Origin of the sequence: Aquimarina algiphila, assembly GCF_007489275.1 — a bacterium.
Lineage (GTDB): Bacteria > Bacteroidota > Bacteroidia > Flavobacteriales > Flavobacteriaceae > Aquimarina > Aquimarina algiphila.
In genome coordinates this window covers 17,131-36,850 of the sequence record NZ_VLNR01000072.1, presented here as the reverse complement: position 1 = coordinate 36,850, position 19,720 = coordinate 17,131, and the positions used below count along the sequence as shown (strand labels likewise).

Sequence of the window (19,720 nt, the reverse complement as noted above, 5' to 3'; positions counted from 1 at the left end):
GTGGGGGAATCATTAAGAAAAGGAAAAATTAAAAAGGACTAATAACAAAATTTAACTATTATTGCAAGATCTCTCTTAGTGGCACCATTTGACCGAAATAGGTGGCACAGTCACTCCGAAATAGCCAATTAGTCATTGGATAAATTTCATTGGTATTATAATTAATTACTTTATGTTTAACCAGTATATTACAAAATTCTTTAGATATAATTATTCGTTTCATAGCCTGATGGGTTTCTGTTTCTCCAAAAAATTCTTGCGTTTTGCATATTAAGAAATCAAAATCCGTTTTAAATGAAGGCATAAATCCTAAAATTTGTTGAGTATATTTTTTTGTATTACAGATTTTACAAGGCGTATTTATGTCATATACGGAATTATCTAATAACAAAGAGCTTTCTGCTTCTGGAATTATAAGTTGAACTACACTTATAGAAGGAACGTTTGTATCTCTAATTAAAACTTCTTTAGATTTTCATGAGTCGTCTTAAAATAAGACTACTCATAATATCTTTTTGAAGTATTACATTATTTCAAATCAACTTCTTTTAAACTAAATACTTTTTCATATCCTTTCACCAGATCATTTGTAATAATGATTTCTAAAGGATAGTATTTTGTAAGTAAGCTTTTAAAGTTAATGATTGGATGGTACTTATCTTGCAACTCTTTAGTTCCATACATTGTATATTTATAATGTACTATAACATTTTTTGATCTTCCAAAACTTTGAGTTTGTTGGACGATAATTTTAAAACAATTATATCCGTTAATTATTTTGGTTTGATCCCTGTATTCTTCTATTACTAGATTATTTTCAGGGGAATATTTATATTTGTCTTGATATGTACTAAACTTTGCCCTATGATCATTTTCATCTATTTTTTCTAATAATTTAAGCCCTTTTTTTCTTTTAATTGTACTTCTATAAATTGGTTTTATATTATCTTTTTCAACTACAACTTCAATAATAGAGTCTTTAAATTCAAATCCTTGCAAAAAAACCTCAGAATTCATAATGTTTGGATTAAAGAAATTATCCATAGCTTTTCTAGTTATCGAATCTTGCGAAGAAAAGGAATGAGTACTATCTGTTTTATATATCCCCATTATTTTGTTAAACCATTTTGTTTCGGCATCCAAAACCTTATTAGATCCATTTAAAAAAGTAGAGTCAACCAGTTTTTGATCAGTAATATTAATCTCTCTTTTAAAAATTAGTTTTCCTGTTTTTGGTGTAAAAACAGCTTTGCTTTGTCCAAAACAACCTAAAGCAGTAATTAAACTAAGTAGCAAGAGTGTTTTTCTGCTTTTTTTCATTTGAGTCTTTCTATTAATTCTTCCATTTTAATATGATCTCTAAAAGCTTGTTGTTTATTTCTGTTTTCAGCAAGTTCAGGTTTAAAAGGATCATCATATAATTGTATAAAAAGAATGTTATTATCTAACTCTTCAATTTGATCAGCTTGTTTGAAATTCTTAAGGTGTGTTTTATCAACTTCTTTATAAAACTTCTTACCGAACCACATACGCCATGTAGAGGTCAACCACATATTCGATACTAGTTTATCTCGTCCAGGGTTATTACTTATATCAACATATTCAATTCCTCTACTGTCCTCTTCATCATAATAGATTTTATCTTTTGGCGGTTCCATTTTTTTTACACGGTATGCTGTCGCATTATAGGCTCTTTGTAAATAAGCATCATAATATTGGTGTGCATATCCAACAATTACTTTATCTAAAACATATTTCTTAAGAATAGAATATACTTCTTCGTACATTGAAATATGAATTCTCAAAGAAATAGCCTGATGAGTATTTCGATGTGCAGGTTCTGTTATGATAAGATCATTTTCATTATTATCCCATATCTGTAATGTGAAATCTTTTTCCTGATTTTTGAATTTTTCAAAATATTTTTTCCTAAATACTTTACTTCCATATGTTATTCCTTTTCCATAAAATTTTGCGGGAACAAACCAAAGATTAGTTAAAAAAATATCATAAATTTCTTTACCCGTGAACGTGTCCACGGGTAAAGAAAATCTTAATTCTATAATTTCTTTATTCATATATTTTATTTAAACTCAAATATATTAAAATTAATTCCATATGATTCAGCAAGTATTTTCATTTCATCCAATAAACTTTGGTCATACCCTTCAGGAACATAAACATCTAAATCAACATCATTTATTATAGTTCCTCCATTAGCAGCATTCCCTTTTACATAAAGTCTAAGGTCTTCAATATTTTTTCTGATACTACCAAAACCACTTAATGCATTAGTAGTTTTTACACTAATGACTTTATTTCCTTTTATAAAATCAAAATATGGCCAAAAACGGTTTGGTTTTCCATTGGCAGTTGGTATATCTATTGTGTTTAAGTAATCTTTGTATCGCGTTTTTGCAAGAGCTGATTCTATTAGGTTTCCTCTGAAAAACGGTTTGAAACCCCATATTTCTTTTGCAGTAAAACTAACAACCCTATCTGCTTGTCTAAAAGCATATTTTATACCTCCTCCAACTGTAGATATAATTTTGTCAAAAGGAACAAGAGCAAGGAACGCATTAAAAGCTGCCAAACCAAAGTTTCCATCAACTAGCTCATAAGTTACTTCTGAAGCATCTCCTATCCAAGGTATCCATGCTAAAATTTCTCTTACAACTCCTTCCCGAAGTTCGGCAGTTTCTAAATAAAAATCTAATTGTGAAACTGTTCTAAAGCTACCATCAGGATTTTGTATTTGAAATTCTATTTGTGCTCCATAAGTGTTAAACAACTGATCTTCGGTAATTGTGCCATTAAAATACTCTTGACGAACATCAAAGTTAGTTTGAGAACACCCGCAAAAAGAAAGCTCAGTATCAAAAACACCATCATTATATAAAGTTACAGTTCTAAGAATTTTTTTGTTTGGATCAGAATGTATTAAATTAGAGTTTTCCGCTTCTAATCTAATCAAAGTAGTCATTGTTTGAAGTGCGATAGTTGATCCTCCATTTGCACTTAAGTAATCATTAATTTTAAAAGCTCTCTCTCGATTATTAAGTAACCAGTCCTTTTGAACATTATCTAGTTGAAGTGAGTTAGTCAGATCATATACTATTTTTCTGAACTCAAAGTCGAAAGTTTCACCTCTGGCCAATGCCAATGCTCCTTCTATATGTACAGGATGATCAAATATATTAGAGGTATTTACATTTTGATTCCAAAGCAGGCCTCCAATAGTAGGCTTAAATATAATTTCAACATTATAATAGAAGTTTGGACCAGGTTTTCCTCCATACGGAGTTTTGTTAAAATCGAAAACCCTTCCTAAATCATAGTCTGATATAGTACTGGGAACATTTAGACCATTAGCATTAAACATTTGTCGTATAGAATTACCTTCTCTGGGAAATGTTCTTTCTTCATTTGTGTATAATTCGGCCATTACATTTCCAACACCATCAAAAGGATGGTTTACACCTTCTAGTAATCCGTCTGCTCTCCATGACAATGCTAATTCTCTATTTGAACTTGATTGTAGAGTTGGGGAAACCATATTAGATGTAAGTTCTGAGCTAAATGCACTTAGATTATTATTACTCAAATAAGGATTCATAACCCTTTGCATCATAGTCACAGATTGAGCATTATATCTATTATGATTAAAATACCTACCGAGTTCTTGTTGTAAATCGGTTTTTCCTATAGTATAATTATAAGCTGTGTTACTAATAGAAGCAATAGCATGAAGGCGTACAGCTTGATCACCTGTCTCTGTAGGATCGGGTAAAGCATCTGATGTGCCTAAAGTTCTTGCTTGATCAATTGCAATTTGTCGGGGATTATGTTCTTCTGGATTGTAAATAAATGGAGGAGAAGTATATAACAAACCATAGTCACCGATATTAGCATTGGCACTAATCAGGTATTTTGTCATAACTTTTACCTTATCCTCTACGTTGTAAGAATTAAATCTAGCTATTGCTAATTCAACCATTCTATCAAGAAGCAAATCTCTTTGTTCTACCTTAAGTAATCCATTTTTAATTTTTGAGGCATCATTAGCCGCAGGTTTTAAACTATTGTTTAATTCACTTGCAATTTCATTGATACGTCCAGTAACGGAAAAATAATCCTTTATAGGTTTTCCACCGCTTTTTAAATCCCCAAAGGTATAGGCAGCCAAAGCATCTGATACTTGACTTCTGTATTGTAAAGTATTTATTTCTATTCTTTTCTGTTCTACTTTACCTTTATTATCAATAGATGCATTTGCAAATTCTCTTTGTACACCATCTAAAATATTTTTTGAGATTTCTCTATAAGAAGTTTCTTTAAAATATTCTTTTTGAGCTTCTGGAAAAGAAGGAAATGATTTTCTTAAACGTCTTTCTATTTCATTTTTTTGGATCACTTGTTGATCAGCTAACCATTTGTCTCTTTCCCGTGCCGCTTGTTGTGCTAAAATACTTTGAAAACGTGTCCAGTCTCCCTCGATACCTTCTGCACAACTACAGGCTGCAATTGAACCTGATTTACCCTGTACTTGTTTATTTGAAGGGTCTGATGTTACTTCAAACTGAGCAAAAGTCTTTGTAGATAATAGGCATACCATACCTAAGATCAATATTTTATATATAGATTTCATGTTTAATTTTTAGGTTTATTATTGTTTTACAACTTGTTTAGAATCTACTCCAACTCCATTCACAAATAATTGTACATAGTATATTCCTGAAGGGTAAAATAATAACTCATCGAATGTAACCTGAAAATTCCCTTTTTTGGTATTGGTTGGAGTTCTTGCCAATTCAGGACCATTTTGTCTTAAAACCAAATAAGAGTCAGCTTGTTCTGGTTTAAAATAATGCACCGTAAAACTACTTGAGGTAGGATTTGGAGAAATACTTTTAATCTCTGCTACTGTTGGTTCTGGTTCTGGCTCTGGGATAGGTTTTAAAATCAAAAATAAAGGAGGTGAAGACTCTTTAAAATCTACAATATCTGCATTGATTTTTCCAACTACATATGTTATATCTCCAATAGGTATTAAATCAAATTTAATATCTTTAACAGTATAAGTAACGTTATCATTATCGGAGTCTTTATATAATCTTTTTATAGGAAAACTAACCCCTTCTAACGTCATGGTATTTTCTGCCCCATAGATTGCATTGCCTTGTAGAATAGTACCTACCATCAATGCCATGATAGCAGAAGCTACGCCTATAAGAGAATCTATTCTGATTAATACCCTCAATCAGTATAACTTTTTGCAACCAGCAACCCTTAACGCAATCATCAATAAAGATCGTCCAAGTTTTTCAACCAATCTAATCCAGTCCATTTTGTTGAACAAGCAATCGGTTACCGAACCCGTACATCAATTATTATTAACAAAAAACTATCCACAAAGCTTTTACGAAAACGTATTTAAAAATGGAGCAAGCTACCCAACGGATAATGTGTTAATAGCGATGATCAATAGCAGTACACCTCGTTTTGCAGAAAACATTGTTCAGAATACCTTAACCGCATCCAGCTATGCGCACAGTCCATCCATTATGAGCTTAATAGCCAACAAGTACAACAACAATTTTGTTATCGTAATTAATACCCATAACCAAGGAAAAGACCCGAATTGGAAAGCCTATTGTGGAAGTCCATCCACAAGCAATACCCTAAGCATCCAAAACATGACCGAATACGAATATTGGGATGCCAATGAAAGAGGAAAAACCACCAGCGAAGGATTTAAAAAATTAATGAATTTAACTGATGATTCCATCAATTTAAAATACGAACCTTCTTGGCAATTGTACAAAACCAAAAGTTATTCACCCCAATTGGTAAGCGCATTTACCGAGCAAGAATACTTTTACTACTATGATTTAAAAAACAAATACCTCAGAAGACAGCAATATGCTGATGATACCAAGTACACGGAATTAAACAATCAAATACTAATAGACGCATACCAAGGATTAGAAGGAGATGTGATCTTTTTAGATCATGGAGTCGATGGAAACCAACACTTAAACCTTAGAGAATTTTTACCCGCAGGATTAGAAAGATCGCACGAATTGAATTTATTAAACGTGGCTTACCAAGAGAGAACCACGAGCAAAAATGTTTCAGATCAACATCCAATAGCACGCTCAACCTATTTCAATTACGGGAGAGATTGGAACACCTTACCAAGTAACCCTATAGAAGTAAGAACATTTAACGATTCTGCCTTGTGTGTTATCGACACCACGGTAATAGAGCAACCCAACATCGAGTGTATTGGTATTTACAAGATTGATTTTTTTGACTACAATACCGTACCATCAGATTGGGGAGTTTACATAGACCCAGTCAATCAAAAACATTGGATATGTCCATTAGATAAAGATACCACAGGCACAGGTTTGATACTCATTTATGAAAACCCATTGAACGGATTACCAGGAAATGTTGGGAACAAGATTTCAACCATTGGTGCTTTAGGGCAGACCTTACATTTAAGAAACGTAACTACTCAAATAGATACCCTAATAGCAGAAGATTATTATCAAAACAAAGATGACATTCCTTTTGCAAGTGCCTTTGGGATCATGGAGTTCTATATTGGTGGAGTCAATCAAATTGGAGTGCATCAATATGAAGTGGGGTATCCATATGATGTACTTACGACCAAAACCATATTAGAAAGAAACCGCTTTACCCAAGTGCAATTAGAAGAAAATGAAAGGGGATTGCAAACACGTTATCACTACAACCATTTTAAGCTATTTGCCTACCAGAACATTGCTTGTTACAATGGTTCGTTTAGCGCCATAGAAAGCTACAATATTGGAGTGCCAACAGCGGTAACCGTAGGTGTTAACCGACCAGATTCATTAAGAACTAACTATGAATATTATCCAGACTATTCTGTAAAAAGAATCATCGATCCTAATGGGATTAACCTTTCTTATGCTTATGATGAACTAGGAAGATTAAAAAAAAGTTACCGAAATGGAGAACTGTTAAGCATCAATAAATACAGTACTTGGAAAAATGATACCAACCTCTCTTTTAATGGTCGAACCCTACAGAATTATGTAGAAACCTTTCAGCATAAAGACAGAGGCTTTTTTCCAAAAGCACTTCAAAGTAGAAAATACATTGATCCACTTGGACGAGATTACCATACCATGAGTAGAGAAGTTGTTAATGTTGGAGCAAGCGATGCGAGTTTAGCAGTAGTTACTCATACAGGAGAAATCGTTTACAACAATTGGAACAGAGCAGAGGAAACGTATAAACCATTTGCTCAAAATGGCATCTTTATACCAAGGCTTCACAATACCGTTAGCGCACTAGATTTGCCGGTATTAGCAGCTTACGAAAACGATCAAAAAGGAAGAATTACCCATGAGGCCAAATTTGGTGAAAACATCAACAACTCCACCCGTAACGTAAAATACCGTTACCGTATGGCGAATTATGTATGTGGAGGATGTGACCTCGATTTGAATGCCCAAGAGTCTAATCTGATTATGGGAACAAATACCAATAATGTACGATTTAAAATAGTCGAAGTAGAAGACGAAGACGGTAAAAAAAGTGAAGAATACTTCAATGCACTTGGACAAAAAGTGGCAACCAAACAGTTTATAACCGCTACACAAACAGCCATTACTTTATTTGTTTACGACAGTTATGGGAATTTAACCAAAGTCATCAACCCTAAAAAACAAGAAAGCAATTACGACTACAACATGTTGGGATGGATGTATCAAAAACAAACCGTAGATGGAGGGATCACCAAGTACATGTACAATGAATCAGGTCAAGTGGTATTAGAGCAAGATGAAAGAGCTAGAAAACAAAGAAGTTGTGAGCCAGTTGAAGTAACCAGACAAGTAAATGGTGCACCAACGCTAGTTAATGAATTTATAGATCAACCTTATTACCGTTCTTATAAATACGATCTATTTGGAAGGTTAACCAGTCAAGATAGAGTGAATTACGAATCCATCAGTAGTAGCATTAGTCAGCAATTACCGTTGTTATACACCAATACGACTAGAAAGGTAAGAACAACAAATATTCCCGGAGTGACACAATCCACAGGAGTTGATTTATTCCATAACGGCACACTTTATTACTTGGATTTAGATGCTAACTTTTCACCTATTAATGCTTTTGTATATTTATTTACCAACAACAGTACGTATTCTTGGAAAGGAAGCACGCACTTATTCAGTATCGGGTACTCAGGAACAGCAGAACTAACATCGCATAACAATTATTCCGATCTAGCCATCAACAGTTCGTTGTCCATCCAACCAGAAAAGAAACTGTATTACGGAAGAAATCTTAATTACCAAAATAACTCAATAACCAATAACAACATTCACACTACCACGGGTACTATTTTAGCAACAGCAAGAGCTAACATGAGAGGAAATCTGAGTCATACCATTACGTATAGCAATGCAGCGTGTGGAAATACAGCTTTACCTATTCAATTTAGCTTTATGGGTTACAACAGCGAAGGGAACTTAGCATGGCAAATGCATCAATTCAATGCCAATGGTATTAATGACACCACAAAAGGTATCGTTACCCGAATCGATTATCCTAAATACGATTTAAACAATAACCTATTGGTAGAAAACATAGATGTAAACAACGATTTACAGATCGACATGCAATATGGATATACCTATGACATAAGAAATCGCCTAAAAGAAGTACGAGTAAGTTTAGATAACGATCCAAGCACTGGTCAATTGTTGGCAAGTTACGATTACAACGATGCTACAGGGTTGGTAATTAAAACAGATTACCACAAAGACTGTACAGCAGGAGCGAATAGCATCATAGATAACATTGTTTACACCTACGATGTAAGAGACCGATTAACCAACATCAATAGCAGTTACTTCAATTACTCGATGTTTTATGATACAAATATGCCCACAACAACAAAAGGTTTACTCAATACAACAGGAAACTACAACGGTAACATCAATGCCGTGCAAGCCACATATAGTTTAACCAGTTTAGGAGGATATGGAACAACAGGTACAGGGTTTAACCAACCAAGCACCTATGCTTACAATTACGATGGTATTAACCGCTTAACAGTAGCCAATGCCTTTTGGGATGAAGAACAAAGCCCTTTAATAGCAAGTGTTAACGATGCCAAATATGGAGATGTCAATTATCAATTCGATAAAATAGGGAACATCACCAATTTAAAAAGATACATTAGCCATAACAATACCAATGAGTGGAACTATAAATACCTAGCAGGAAGCAACAAGCTCAATAAAGTAGATGCAATAAGCGCAAGTACGGCAGATAGACATTACACTTATGATGCTTCAGGTAATTTATTAACCGATGATTTTAGAAAAGTAAACCAAACAAGGTATGGCAGAGCCAATCTACCTTATGACTTATTACTAGAACAAGATGAAACAGAAAAATCAGCTCAATACTTATACGATGCTTCAGATGCCCGTATTTTTAAAGGATTGTATGATTTAGCAGCTACAGGAGCAGCTCAAATCGGATTGGCACAAAATGCAGAATACTACTTAAGAGATGCAGCAGGCAATACAGTAGGCATTTTAAATCTAAACACCCATGAATGGACTTGGTATGTTTTTGGTAGAGAACGTTTCGCTAAAATTAAACCTGAAGCCGATCAGCAACCTCAATTTTTTACAGCAGATATTGGGCAACGAAATACAGGCATTACAGCAGGAAGTACAGAAAAGGATCAGTTCGTTCAAGAATTAACGGTTACCTTACAAGAAGTAGAGAATACCAACAACCAAGTTGCTATGAGCCACCTTACCCTAAACGATGAAACAGAAAGATGGGTAAGTGAAATTAATTTGCGTAATTTTAGTGACTACAGAATAAACAACGAAATTACCATTACAGGAGATAAACAACTAATACGAATGGACAACAGGCTTATTAGTACAGGGGTTTTAACAGGTGGAAGGTTGAGCTATGCGGATGGCACAATAACTCTTCCAGACGGAGTAATAACACGAACAAGTGTTGATGCCATTGCCATTACCACTGGTAATGTATTAACTCCTGATCCTAATCTTACGATTATTCCCGATGGTGATCCAGTTATAACTTATACCGCCAATCATAGCAATGAGTTTATCTCTACAATCAGTTATTTCAATTTTGACCACCTCGGAAATACAAGGCTAGTTTACACGCCTTTAAACGAAAGGTGCGATCCTAATGGAGACCCTATCTTTGAAAGTACTGATTTAGAGTATGCAGCAGATTTTTATCCTTATGGAAAACCGCTCAGAGAGTATGAACCAGGAGCGGAGAAATATGTAACCACCCACCACGAAAGAGATACAGAAACTGGACTTGATTACAGAGGAGCTAGATATTATGATGCTGACATTGCTAGGTTCTTGAGTTTGGATCCTGCTGCAATTGAATATCCTAGTTTATCAGATTACAACTATGTAGCTGGAAATCCATTAATATTTGTTGATCCTGATGGGAAACGAGTTGATGTTGTTACTAAAAGATGGTATAGGAAAAATAAAAAATTAATACAGAAGAAAGGTTTTAGAGGTCTTTTCAGGAGAACTGTTCATAAAGATATTTCGGTAACTCTAAGTAATGTTAAGCTATTCAATTATAATTCTAAATTCTTTGAGCAAAAAAGGTATCGTGACCATCTTAAAAAAAATGTTGAAAAAAGTTTATCCTACTACAACAGAAAAAATGTACCTAGTAGAAATGGAAAAAGAACAGTTACAACTAGCTTAAAAATTGAAGGAAAAATTGAATGGGTAGAATCTTTAGATGAAGTAAATGCTTCAGGAGAAAACTCTGATCAATTAATAGTGAAGGCAACTATTGAAACTGTAGATAAACTTAATAAAAATGCAGCAGCAGTAACTGTCCGAATGGGATCGAATATGATGGTTTTGGGTGGAATTGATCCAGATATTATTGCCCATGAATTTGGACATCAAGGTGGTGCTGCACACATACAAGGAGGTATAATGGGAAAACCTAGAGAAAAAGAGGCAAATTTTAAAAATTTATGGACTTTTTTCCAAGGAAAGAGGAATTTACCTTTTAATAATGAAGCTGTTTTTAATCGAATGAAAAATAAACCATCAAATGAAAAATAAAAAATCATACATAATATTAATTTTAACCATCCTATCCCATGGAGTTAAATCACAAAATGATTCCTTGAAAATTTTACTTATCAATGGTTCAAAAATTAAAAACTATAAATTAATAGTTCAATATAATGATTCTCTGCATTACAAAATTAAACTAAAAAAGAACTCTAATCATTTAATAAAACTTCCTATGCCAGAAGGTTTGGAAGAATATGATGCTTTACCATTAAGTATATTTAAAAAATCTTTTTTTATGTATAGAGATACGCATACAAATGTCAGTTACGAAAAAAATAAAAAAAATCTAATTATATACGATGATAAAAGAGTGAAGGATAGGTACTCTTTTTCCTTTATATGGTTGGATAAATACAGAACTATATTTGCACCAGAGCATCTTGGTCATTTAAGTAAATTATTCAACGAAAAAGAAATGATGGGTGTTGAGGAATGAAGGTGGGTAATCCAAATTGGATCAGAAGTGGTTGCAAAAATAACGTTGTTTTGAAATTAAACTTAAATTATATTGCAGACTATTACCCATATGGTAAAACTTTAATAGAACTTACTAATTTAACATTCATTTGAATAAATTAGATGCCCCAATTGAGATGAAATTTTTAAGCAGAATTATACTACTACTATTACCAATTTTATTAATGGGCAATACCATTCCGTATGATGATTGTCCACCAAGGTACTCAACTCCTTGCTCTCCTCATCAATTAGAAGGTTTTTGGTACTACCCAGATTCACCTAAAAATACCATATTAAGGCAAGCCGATCAAGTAGGAGAACAGATTCCCGATTTAGGATTAACTGTACATTATGATATTTTATGGAAAGGAGGGTGTAACCATGACTTTGTTGTTAAGCAAGTTTATTATGATGAAAAAATACCTAATGCCTCACAAAATGCCAAATTATTCTATCCAGGTGAAATCATAAATTACCAAGTAACTGCTGTATATCCCGATTCTATGAAATTTAAGGTTACTCTTAAGGGAATTACTACTTGCGAGCAAACTCTTTATAGAGTACCTAAAGAATGGTTAGAAAAGTAAATGTCTTCTAATAAAGGTTTTAAGTCGTATAATTTCTTAAAAGCCGTGTAAATTTGGTTCGTAATTAATCCCGCTTTGTGTACTTAACCCTCTTAATCGTAAGATTTTGAGGGTTTTTTTATGTAAATATATATAGGTTTTGTTTTAAGAATTCGAGTAAGAATCAAGATCCATAGTTTACTTTTTATTAATACTATCATTAGTTCAAATAAACAGAACTCTACATTTTTAATGCACTTTAGAAAAGATAATTTCAGATCAAGATTAATTTATAAAATTAGATAACTTATCACCTAACTTCAATTGTTAAGGTTATAATTTCTACTGTTCATCTTCTCCTTCAATTTATATTTAGTGGTGCCAAATTATAAATTGAAACTCTTTTCAGGCTATTCTTACCTAATTTTCCAATTCAAAACTCTAAAAACCAAATCTAGTGTCTTTTGATCGCTTATATCATCTATTCAGAAAAAAAACCAAATCTGTTTTAGCTTTTTTTCAAATGCTTGTCATTCATGCAAATCTTAAGATCTTTATAAGAATAAGATTACTTCAACTCGTATGCGTGCTATTACCGGTAGCAATTTATTCATCAGGAGGTGACACATTAACTGTTAAAAATACGGGTAATGGTAGGATGTTGAAGAAAAATGAACCCATTTCTCAGTCATTTCATTTTCCTGAGATAGATAAAAAATTCCCTCTAAAAAAAAATATACATACGATAGCTGCAGGTCCCGAATTTACCTTTGATAATATACACAAAGAATTTCCTATGATGCCAGAGATTGTGAATGATGCAAGATCAGAAGCGGCTCAGGGGTTTAAAGAAATTGACAGTACAGGAAAGTGGATTTCATCATTTTCAAATGAAGATATTCAAGTCTTACCGGTAGGAATAAAACATAAGATTAACGAAGTAGAATACCAAATTGGTTTTATGAAAGCCGGTTTTACAAAAGATTATACAGAATTGTTGGTATTTGTTAAGGTCATTTTACCGCAAACAGACAAAGATGGATTACCAGTAGAGCTTTTTTTTGGAGCAAATAATGTAAAACTTTCTCATCAAGGAGGTATTATAGGTGGTGGAGATCTGGTTCTACTGGGGGATATGTTCATTCCATTTAGTGGAGGTAACTGGTTACTGATGCTTAAAGGAGGATTTGATTATGAAACAAGTGACATTGAAAACCGAACCTATGTTACGATTGATTGTGATGGGGTAAAGGAAATGCAGATTGAAGGTGAAGTGCAATTTTCTAGAAAAGTTGTATTACCGCTGGATAAAGAAGGTAATTTAGACAAAAGACCAACTATCCCATATGAAGGAGCACTTAAAGAAACTATACAAATACCTAACAGGGTCAGAGGAGAATTTAAAGCAGTAGCTTCTGATTGGAATGATTTTGTGGTAGAAATTAGTATTACCCCTTTTGTAGTAGAAGGCCAGGAAGAATTATTTGCATTTTCTGCTAATAAAGCAGTCTTTGATTTTAGTACATTAAGAACCGAAAATGTTACTTTTCCACAAATATATCATGATAAAGGATGGTTGTTGCCTAATCCTGATACCTGGAGAGGAGTGTATATAGAATCTCTAGAGATTGGTCTTCCAAGAGCATTTAAAAGTAGAGAGAAAAAAGGACAAAAAAGAGTGTCTTTTGAGGCAGCTCACCTCATATTAGATAGTCATGGAGTTTCAGGATTCTTTTCAGTTAATAATTTAATCCCTCTTAATTCAGGAATAACATCAGAGTCTAATGCTTGGTCTTATTCTGTAGATAAAATGACTATAGAGTTAGTGTCTAATCAATTGGTTGGAGCAGGATTCGAAGGTCAATTAGTACTTCCAATTTCAGATAAAGAAACCGAGGCAATTCAAAAGCAACAAGATAGTACACAAAACACCAAAATTGGGTTAAAATATAAAGGTCTTATTTCTGAAGAAGAGTTTATGATGTCTGTAGCTACTGCAAAAACTATAGATTTTGATGTATTTAGTGCTAAAGCACAGTTGCTTGAAGATTCGAGGATAGAATTAGCAGTAGTTGATGGAGAATTTAAGCCAAAAGCAGTTTTAAATGGAAGAATGGTGATTTCTGCAAGTCAGAAACAATCATTAATTGATGAAGGCAAAGAAATAGAAGGAACTGATGACGTGGTTCAATTTAAAGGTATTGAATTCTCAGGATTGGTTTTACAAACTGAAACCCCTTTGATATCGGTTGAATATTTTGGATACAAAGACACCGCAGAATTGGCAGGTTTTCCTGTTTCGATAGGTGATATTGCATTAAGAGCAAATGATGATGAGGTTCAGTTAGATTTTGATCTAAGTATCAATTTAATGGGAGAATCGGATAAAGGTTTTTCTTCTACTACTCGATTAGGAATTGCTGGTAAAAATGTGAAATCAGATGGAAAACAAAATTGGAAATACGATGGTATAAAATATTCAAAAATAGAGTTGGACGTAGATATGGGGCCTGTAGCTTTCGAAGGATTTTTATCTATTAGAGATAAAGACTCTATCTATGGTAATGGGTTTACTGGAGATGTAAAAGCCAAATTTGCTGGTTTTGGACCGATTCAATCTACAGCTGTTTTTGGGAAGAAGGATTTCAGGTATTGGTATGTAGATGGCGCAGTGCATGGGTATACTATACCTTTTGGAGCATTCACAATGACTGGATTTGCCGGTGGCGCATTTTATAAAATGACTCGGGAGTCTAGTACCAAAAAGGTTTTTGCTCCATCTGGATTATCCTATATTCCTAATAAAAATACAAGCCTAGGTGTTAAAGCAATGACTTTTGGATATATGGGAGCTCCGGGTGCAGTTTCTTTTGGTGCAGGTTTTGAAATTGAATTTAATAAAAGAGGAGGCGTAAATCGATTAGGCTTTTATGGCGAGGCCCAAATTATGAAAAAATTTGATTTTGCTAACCCCTTGGTTGAACTACAACAAAAATTAGCCAATCTTGTCGATTATGAGGTTATCAACCAGATAGAAGATCATAAAGTAACAAAAACATTTTTTGATAGATCCACAGATGAATATAAATCAAATATAGAAGGTACTGCAAATATAAGTGGATTTATGGGCGTTGAGTTTGATTTTGCGAATAATGCTTTTCATGCAACTGCAGATATTTATATGGATGTAGCAGGGGGAGTATTGCGTGGACGAGGAAAAGGAGGAAGAGCGGGATGGGCAGAAATCTATATTGATAAAAATGATTGGTACGTGTATTTGGGTACACCCAAAGATCGTATGGGTATTAAAATGGGTATTGGTCCTTTATCCGCCGGTTTGGATGGATATTTTATGACGGGATCCAAAATACCAGGAAGTCCACCACCACCAGCTGTGGTAGCAGAAATTTTGGGAGTAGATGCTAATTCTCTAGACTATATGAGAGATGAAAATGCATTGGGTGAAGGTCGTGGTTTTGCCTTTGGTGCAGGTCTTAATTTTGATACTGGTAATATTCGATTTTTGATGTTTTATGCTCGCTTACGAGCAGGTATAGGTTTTGATTTAATGATGAAAAATTATGGAGATGCACGGTGCTCAAATACAGGAAGAAAAGTAGGGATCAATGGTTGGTACACGAATGGACAAGCATATGCATATTTGCAAGGAGAACTCGGGATTAGAATTAAGCTGTTTTTTAAGAAAAAGAAAATTAGGATATTCAAAGGAGGTACTGCAGTTTTGATGCAAGCCAAATTGCCTAATCCTTTCTGGATGAGAGGATATATGTCTGGAGATTTTGATGTCTTAGGAGGATTGGTAAGTGGGCGTTTCAGGTTTAAAGTAACTATTGGTGAGAAGTGTGATTTTGAAGATGAGTCACCATTAGGCGGAATTAAAATGATTACAGACGTTTCTCCTGTAAAAGACGAGCAAGAGGTTGATGTATTTACAGCACCTCAAGCAACATTTGCTTTAAAAGTAAATCAACCCATCATAATCCCAGAGGATGATGGAGATAAAACATATAAAGTAATCCTGGAAAAATTTACACTTACCAATGAAGCGCAAGAAGAGATCAAAGGTAAATTAGATTGGGGATCTGGTAGTGACCGCGTCACATTTATAGCCGAGGATATTTTGCCTCCAAAAACCAAATTAAAAGCAAAAGTACAGGTTAGTTTCCAAGAAAAAATAGGAGGAGTTTTTAAAACTATCATGGATGATGGTAAAAAAGCTTTAGAAACAGAAGAAAGAAATTTTACCACCGGTACTGCGCCAGATCATATTCCTCTGCACAATATTCAGTATTCATACCCTGTAGTGAATCAAGAACACTTTTATAGTGGCGAATATGATAAAGCATATATAAAACTTAAGCAAGGTCAGGATTATCTTTTTGAAAATACACAATGGAAAAGTATGGTGAAATATATCGGTCAGAATGGTGATATCAAAAAAACTGAACCTAATTATAACAATGGCGATAATAAATTGTACTACAATATCCCAGGAACGAATAGAGATGAGGTATACAAAATGATCATCACCAGTTTTTCTAAATCCTCAAAAGACAAGGGTATAGACCAAACTACAATAGAAAAGCAAGAATATGATGATGATAATATAGTTGAAATTGAGAGAAAATCTGCAGAAAACACTTCAATAGATGGAGAAATAGAAAGACTTACTTATAATTTTAAAACAAGTAGTTACAAAACTTTTGCAGATAAGATTAAAAGTATTGATATAAAAGAAGATAATTGGGGTAAAATTTCATCTGATGTGATTTATTTATCGTCCAAAATTAATACTCATGAAGGATTTGATCTGGTAGAGTTAAAAGGTACTGCTTATACAGAAAATAAGGCATTGATTAGTATAGAATCAGATCTTAAAGATGCCTATTTCAGAGAAGATATAGATCCTATACTGTATCAAAAATATCCAATAGGAGGTAAATATACTATTGATCGCAACCCTACAGTTTTGGGATTTAGACCAAAAAGAGCATTACCTATTTTGACGAATTATGTAACTAGTCTTGAGAATAAGGTGAATTTAACATGGAGAGCCACCAGATTCCCATTTCGTTATAATCTTCCGCAAGCCTATTACAATGATTATAAAAGTATAAGAGATAGAATAATTAATGACTATGCCAATGGGGTAATTAATAGCGAAGCTCCAGAATTAAGTATTATGGGAGAAGATTATAAGCTAATGCTTTTTGGTAAGTATAGTGTAAAGCTACAATATAGTTTACCCGGAGGAATATTAGGATCTTCTGCAAATTATAAGTTTAAGAATCCACTTTCTTTAAGAAAATAAATAATACGTAACAAAAAATGCTTTTTCATCTAAATGATAAAATACACAATTTAAAAATCTTGTTTTGATGATAATTGAAAAAACTCGACATACAATATTACAAAAGTGCTTATGGGTACTTGTCTATTTTGCTGTTTCATTTCAGGGTTTTTCCCAAAGAACAACCGAAGATCCGAGCATACGGGTAATAGCAAGAGTTCAAGGAAGTAAAATTCTTTTAAGATGGGCGCCTACTACACCTTCATCATGGCTAAAATCAAATAAATACGGATACCAAATTCAACGTTTTACTATATCACGCGATGGAAAATTAGTTTCTCCACCAGAAAAGAAAGTACTGACAACTACCCCAATAGTTCCAATGGGGCTCGAACGGTGGGAGTATATAGCCAGTGGTGATGATTATGCTGCAATATTAGCACAAGCTTTATTTGGAGAAGGTTTTGAAGTAGAAGGTATGGAAGAAGAAGGTGCATTGGCACAAATTGTAAATAAATCAAGAGAAGTCGAGCAGCGATTTTCATTTGCGGTTTTTGCAGCAGATATGAATTTTGAAGCTGCAAAAATGGCTGCTTTAGGGTATGAAGACACTACTATCGTTCCTGGAGAAGAATATGTTTATAAAATAACTACAGCTATTCCCGAAGAATTGCTAAAAGTGATTCCAGGGTCAATAGTCATAAAATCTCAACAACCAGAACCTCTACCTGCTCCAATTGATCTTATCGCTGTACCTGATGATAAAATAGTTCTACTAACCTGGGATTATGGAATGTTTAAATCGATTTTCACTACCTATTATTTAGAAAGATCAGAAAATGGTAATGATTTTAAAAAGTTGGGAGACCTCCCTTTAGTCAACTTAAACGATAAACCTGATGCGGCTAAGCAACGGATGCAATATATAGATACCCTGTCCCAAAACAATAAAGAATATTATTATAGGGTGAAAGGTATTTCCCCTTTTGGAGAAGAGAGTTTGCCTTCAAAAGTCGTTTCAGCAAAAGGTATTAAAAAACTAACCGCCACACCTCATATTTTAAAATATACATTAGAGGATTCTGGAGCTGTACTGATAGAATGGGAGTTTTTAAAAGAAGCCGAAAATGAAATATTAGGATTTGAATTGAATTGGTCAATGCAGAAAAAAGGCCCTTATATAGTTGTGAGTAAGGGTCTTTTACCTAGTTCTCGAAAAACAAGATATCAGAAACTTGCGGCTTCAAATTACTTTACAATTACTGCAATAGGAAAAAATAATCAGAAAAAAGAATCACTATCGGCTTTTGTACAAACTATTGATGAAACTCCACCAGCAGCACCTTTAGGCTTAACAGGAACCATAGATACATTAGGTATCGTGACTCTAAAATGGGATGCAAATACAGAAAAAGACATGCTAGGTTACCGTGTATTTAGAGGGAATTTAGCAAAGGAAGAGGTGTCACAAGTAACAATTTCTCCAATAAACAAGAATGTTTTTCGGGATACAGTACAGATTAAATCGTTAAACAAGAATGTTTTTTATCAAATAGTAGCAGTAGATAAGCGATTTAATATGTCTGAGTATTCTGAAAAAATAGAACTGAAGAAACCAGATGTAGTGCCACCTTCTTCTCCAACATTTTCTAACTATAACGTAAGCGACGAAGGCGTATTTCTAGAATGGATCATGAGTACCAGTACTGATGTCAAATATCATCAGCTATATAGGCAAAATGTACAAGAACCAGATAAAGGATGGCATTTATTATTTGAAACTGAGGCAGGAACAACTTTTACTGATAATACGATCGAATCAAATACAAAATATAGATATGCAATTTTTGCTGAAGATAATAGTAAGCTCAGGTCTGAGCCATCAACACCTATTACTATTGTGTATAAAAAAGCCACTCCTGATGAAAATTTAGTAAAAGGATTCACAGCAATAGCTGATAGAGAACATCAGAAAATAGATCTGAATTGGAGAAAAATGCCGTCAGAGGTAACCGAAATTTTAATCTATAAAGCTATTAAAGAAGAAAAACCTGTGTTATGGAAACAAATATCAGGATCAATGGATTCATTAGAAGATAGATCTGTATCTCCTAATACGATCTATGTGTATTATTTACAAGCAATGACTGACAGCGGAAGTCATTCTGTTATACAAACCAAAGAAATAGAATTTTAGA

General features: G+C 33.6%; 9 protein-coding genes. 5 read left to right on the top strand and 4 right to left on the bottom strand.

The features are described 5' to 3' along the window. Positions 1-528 precede the first annotated feature (528 nt). The 4 genes from FOF46_RS25175 to FOF46_RS25160 are packed head-to-tail and all read right to left on the bottom strand — an operon-like array spanning position 529 to position 5,260. Positions 529-1,320, bottom strand: a complete 792-nt coding sequence (locus FOF46_RS25175; protein ID WP_143918374.1) for a hypothetical protein — start codon at positions 1,318-1,320, stop codon at positions 529-531. Continuing rightward, positions 1,317-2,078, bottom strand: a complete 762-nt coding sequence (locus FOF46_RS25170; protein ID WP_143918373.1) for a hypothetical protein — start codon at positions 2,076-2,078, stop codon at positions 1,317-1,319. Before FOF46_RS25170 ends, FOF46_RS25175 begins: the two co-directional genes overlap by 4 nt. 5 nt (positions 2,079-2,083) lie before the next feature. Continuing rightward, positions 2,084-4,648: a hypothetical protein gene (locus FOF46_RS25165; protein WP_143918372.1), complete on the bottom strand. Its 2,565-nt coding sequence runs from the start codon at positions 4,646-4,648 to the stop codon at positions 2,084-2,086. An 18-nt stretch (positions 4,649-4,666) separates the two neighbouring features. After that, entirely contained in the window at positions 4,667-5,260 is a 594-nt protein-coding gene (locus FOF46_RS25160; protein WP_143918371.1) for a hypothetical protein, read from the bottom strand. A gap of 13 nt (positions 5,261-5,273) precedes the next feature. Between FOF46_RS25160 and FOF46_RS25155 the strand changes: the two genes are divergently transcribed. From FOF46_RS25155 to FOF46_RS25135, 5 genes are all read left to right on the top strand, one after another. Then, on the top strand, positions 5,274-11,171 hold the full coding sequence (locus FOF46_RS25155; RefSeq protein WP_167571946.1) for an RHS repeat-associated core domain-containing protein: 5,898 nt from the start codon (positions 5,274-5,276) through the stop codon (positions 11,169-11,171). Further along, complete coding sequence (locus FOF46_RS25150; protein WP_143918369.1) at positions 11,161-11,622, top strand: hypothetical protein; 462 nt, start codon at positions 11,161-11,163, stop codon at positions 11,620-11,622. The genes FOF46_RS25155 and FOF46_RS25150 overlap by 11 nt, the downstream gene beginning before the upstream one ends. A gap of 130 nt (positions 11,623-11,752) precedes the next feature. After that, the gene (locus FOF46_RS25145; protein WP_143918368.1) at positions 11,753-12,232 is read left to right on the top strand and encodes a hypothetical protein; all 480 of its coding nucleotides are present in this window, start codon (positions 11,753-11,755) and stop codon (positions 12,230-12,232) included. A gap of 436 nt (positions 12,233-12,668) precedes the next feature. Continuing rightward, positions 12,669-17,543, top strand: coding sequence for a hypothetical protein (locus FOF46_RS25140; RefSeq protein WP_208746816.1), 4,875 nt, complete (start codon positions 12,669-12,671; stop codon positions 17,541-17,543). A 67-nt stretch (positions 17,544-17,610) separates the two neighbouring features. Continuing rightward, complete coding sequence (locus tag FOF46_RS25135; RefSeq protein WP_143918366.1) at positions 17,611-19,719, top strand: fibronectin type III domain-containing protein; 2,109 nt, start codon at positions 17,611-17,613, stop codon at positions 19,717-19,719. Position 19,720 lies beyond the last annotated feature (1 nt).

What these genes read in the sequence shown, in the direction of transcription:
- FOF46_RS25150 (WP_143918369.1), top strand. Translation starts at nt 11,161, where the DNA reads ATGAAAAATAAAAAATCATACATAATATTAATTTTAACCATCCTATCC.
- FOF46_RS25175 (WP_143918374.1), bottom strand. Translation starts at nt 1,320, where the DNA reads ATGAAAAAAAGCAGAAAAACACTCTTGCTACTTAGTTTAATTACTGCT.
- FOF46_RS25165 (WP_143918372.1), bottom strand. Translation starts at nt 4,648, where the DNA reads ATGAAATCTATATATAAAATATTGATCTTAGGTATGGTATGCCTATTA.
- FOF46_RS25170 (WP_143918373.1), bottom strand. Translation starts at nt 2,078, where the DNA reads ATGAATAAAGAAATTATAGAATTAAGATTTTCTTTACCCGTGGACACG.
- FOF46_RS25135 (WP_143918366.1), top strand. Translation starts at nt 17,611, where the DNA reads ATGATAATTGAAAAAACTCGACATACAATATTACAAAAGTGCTTATGG.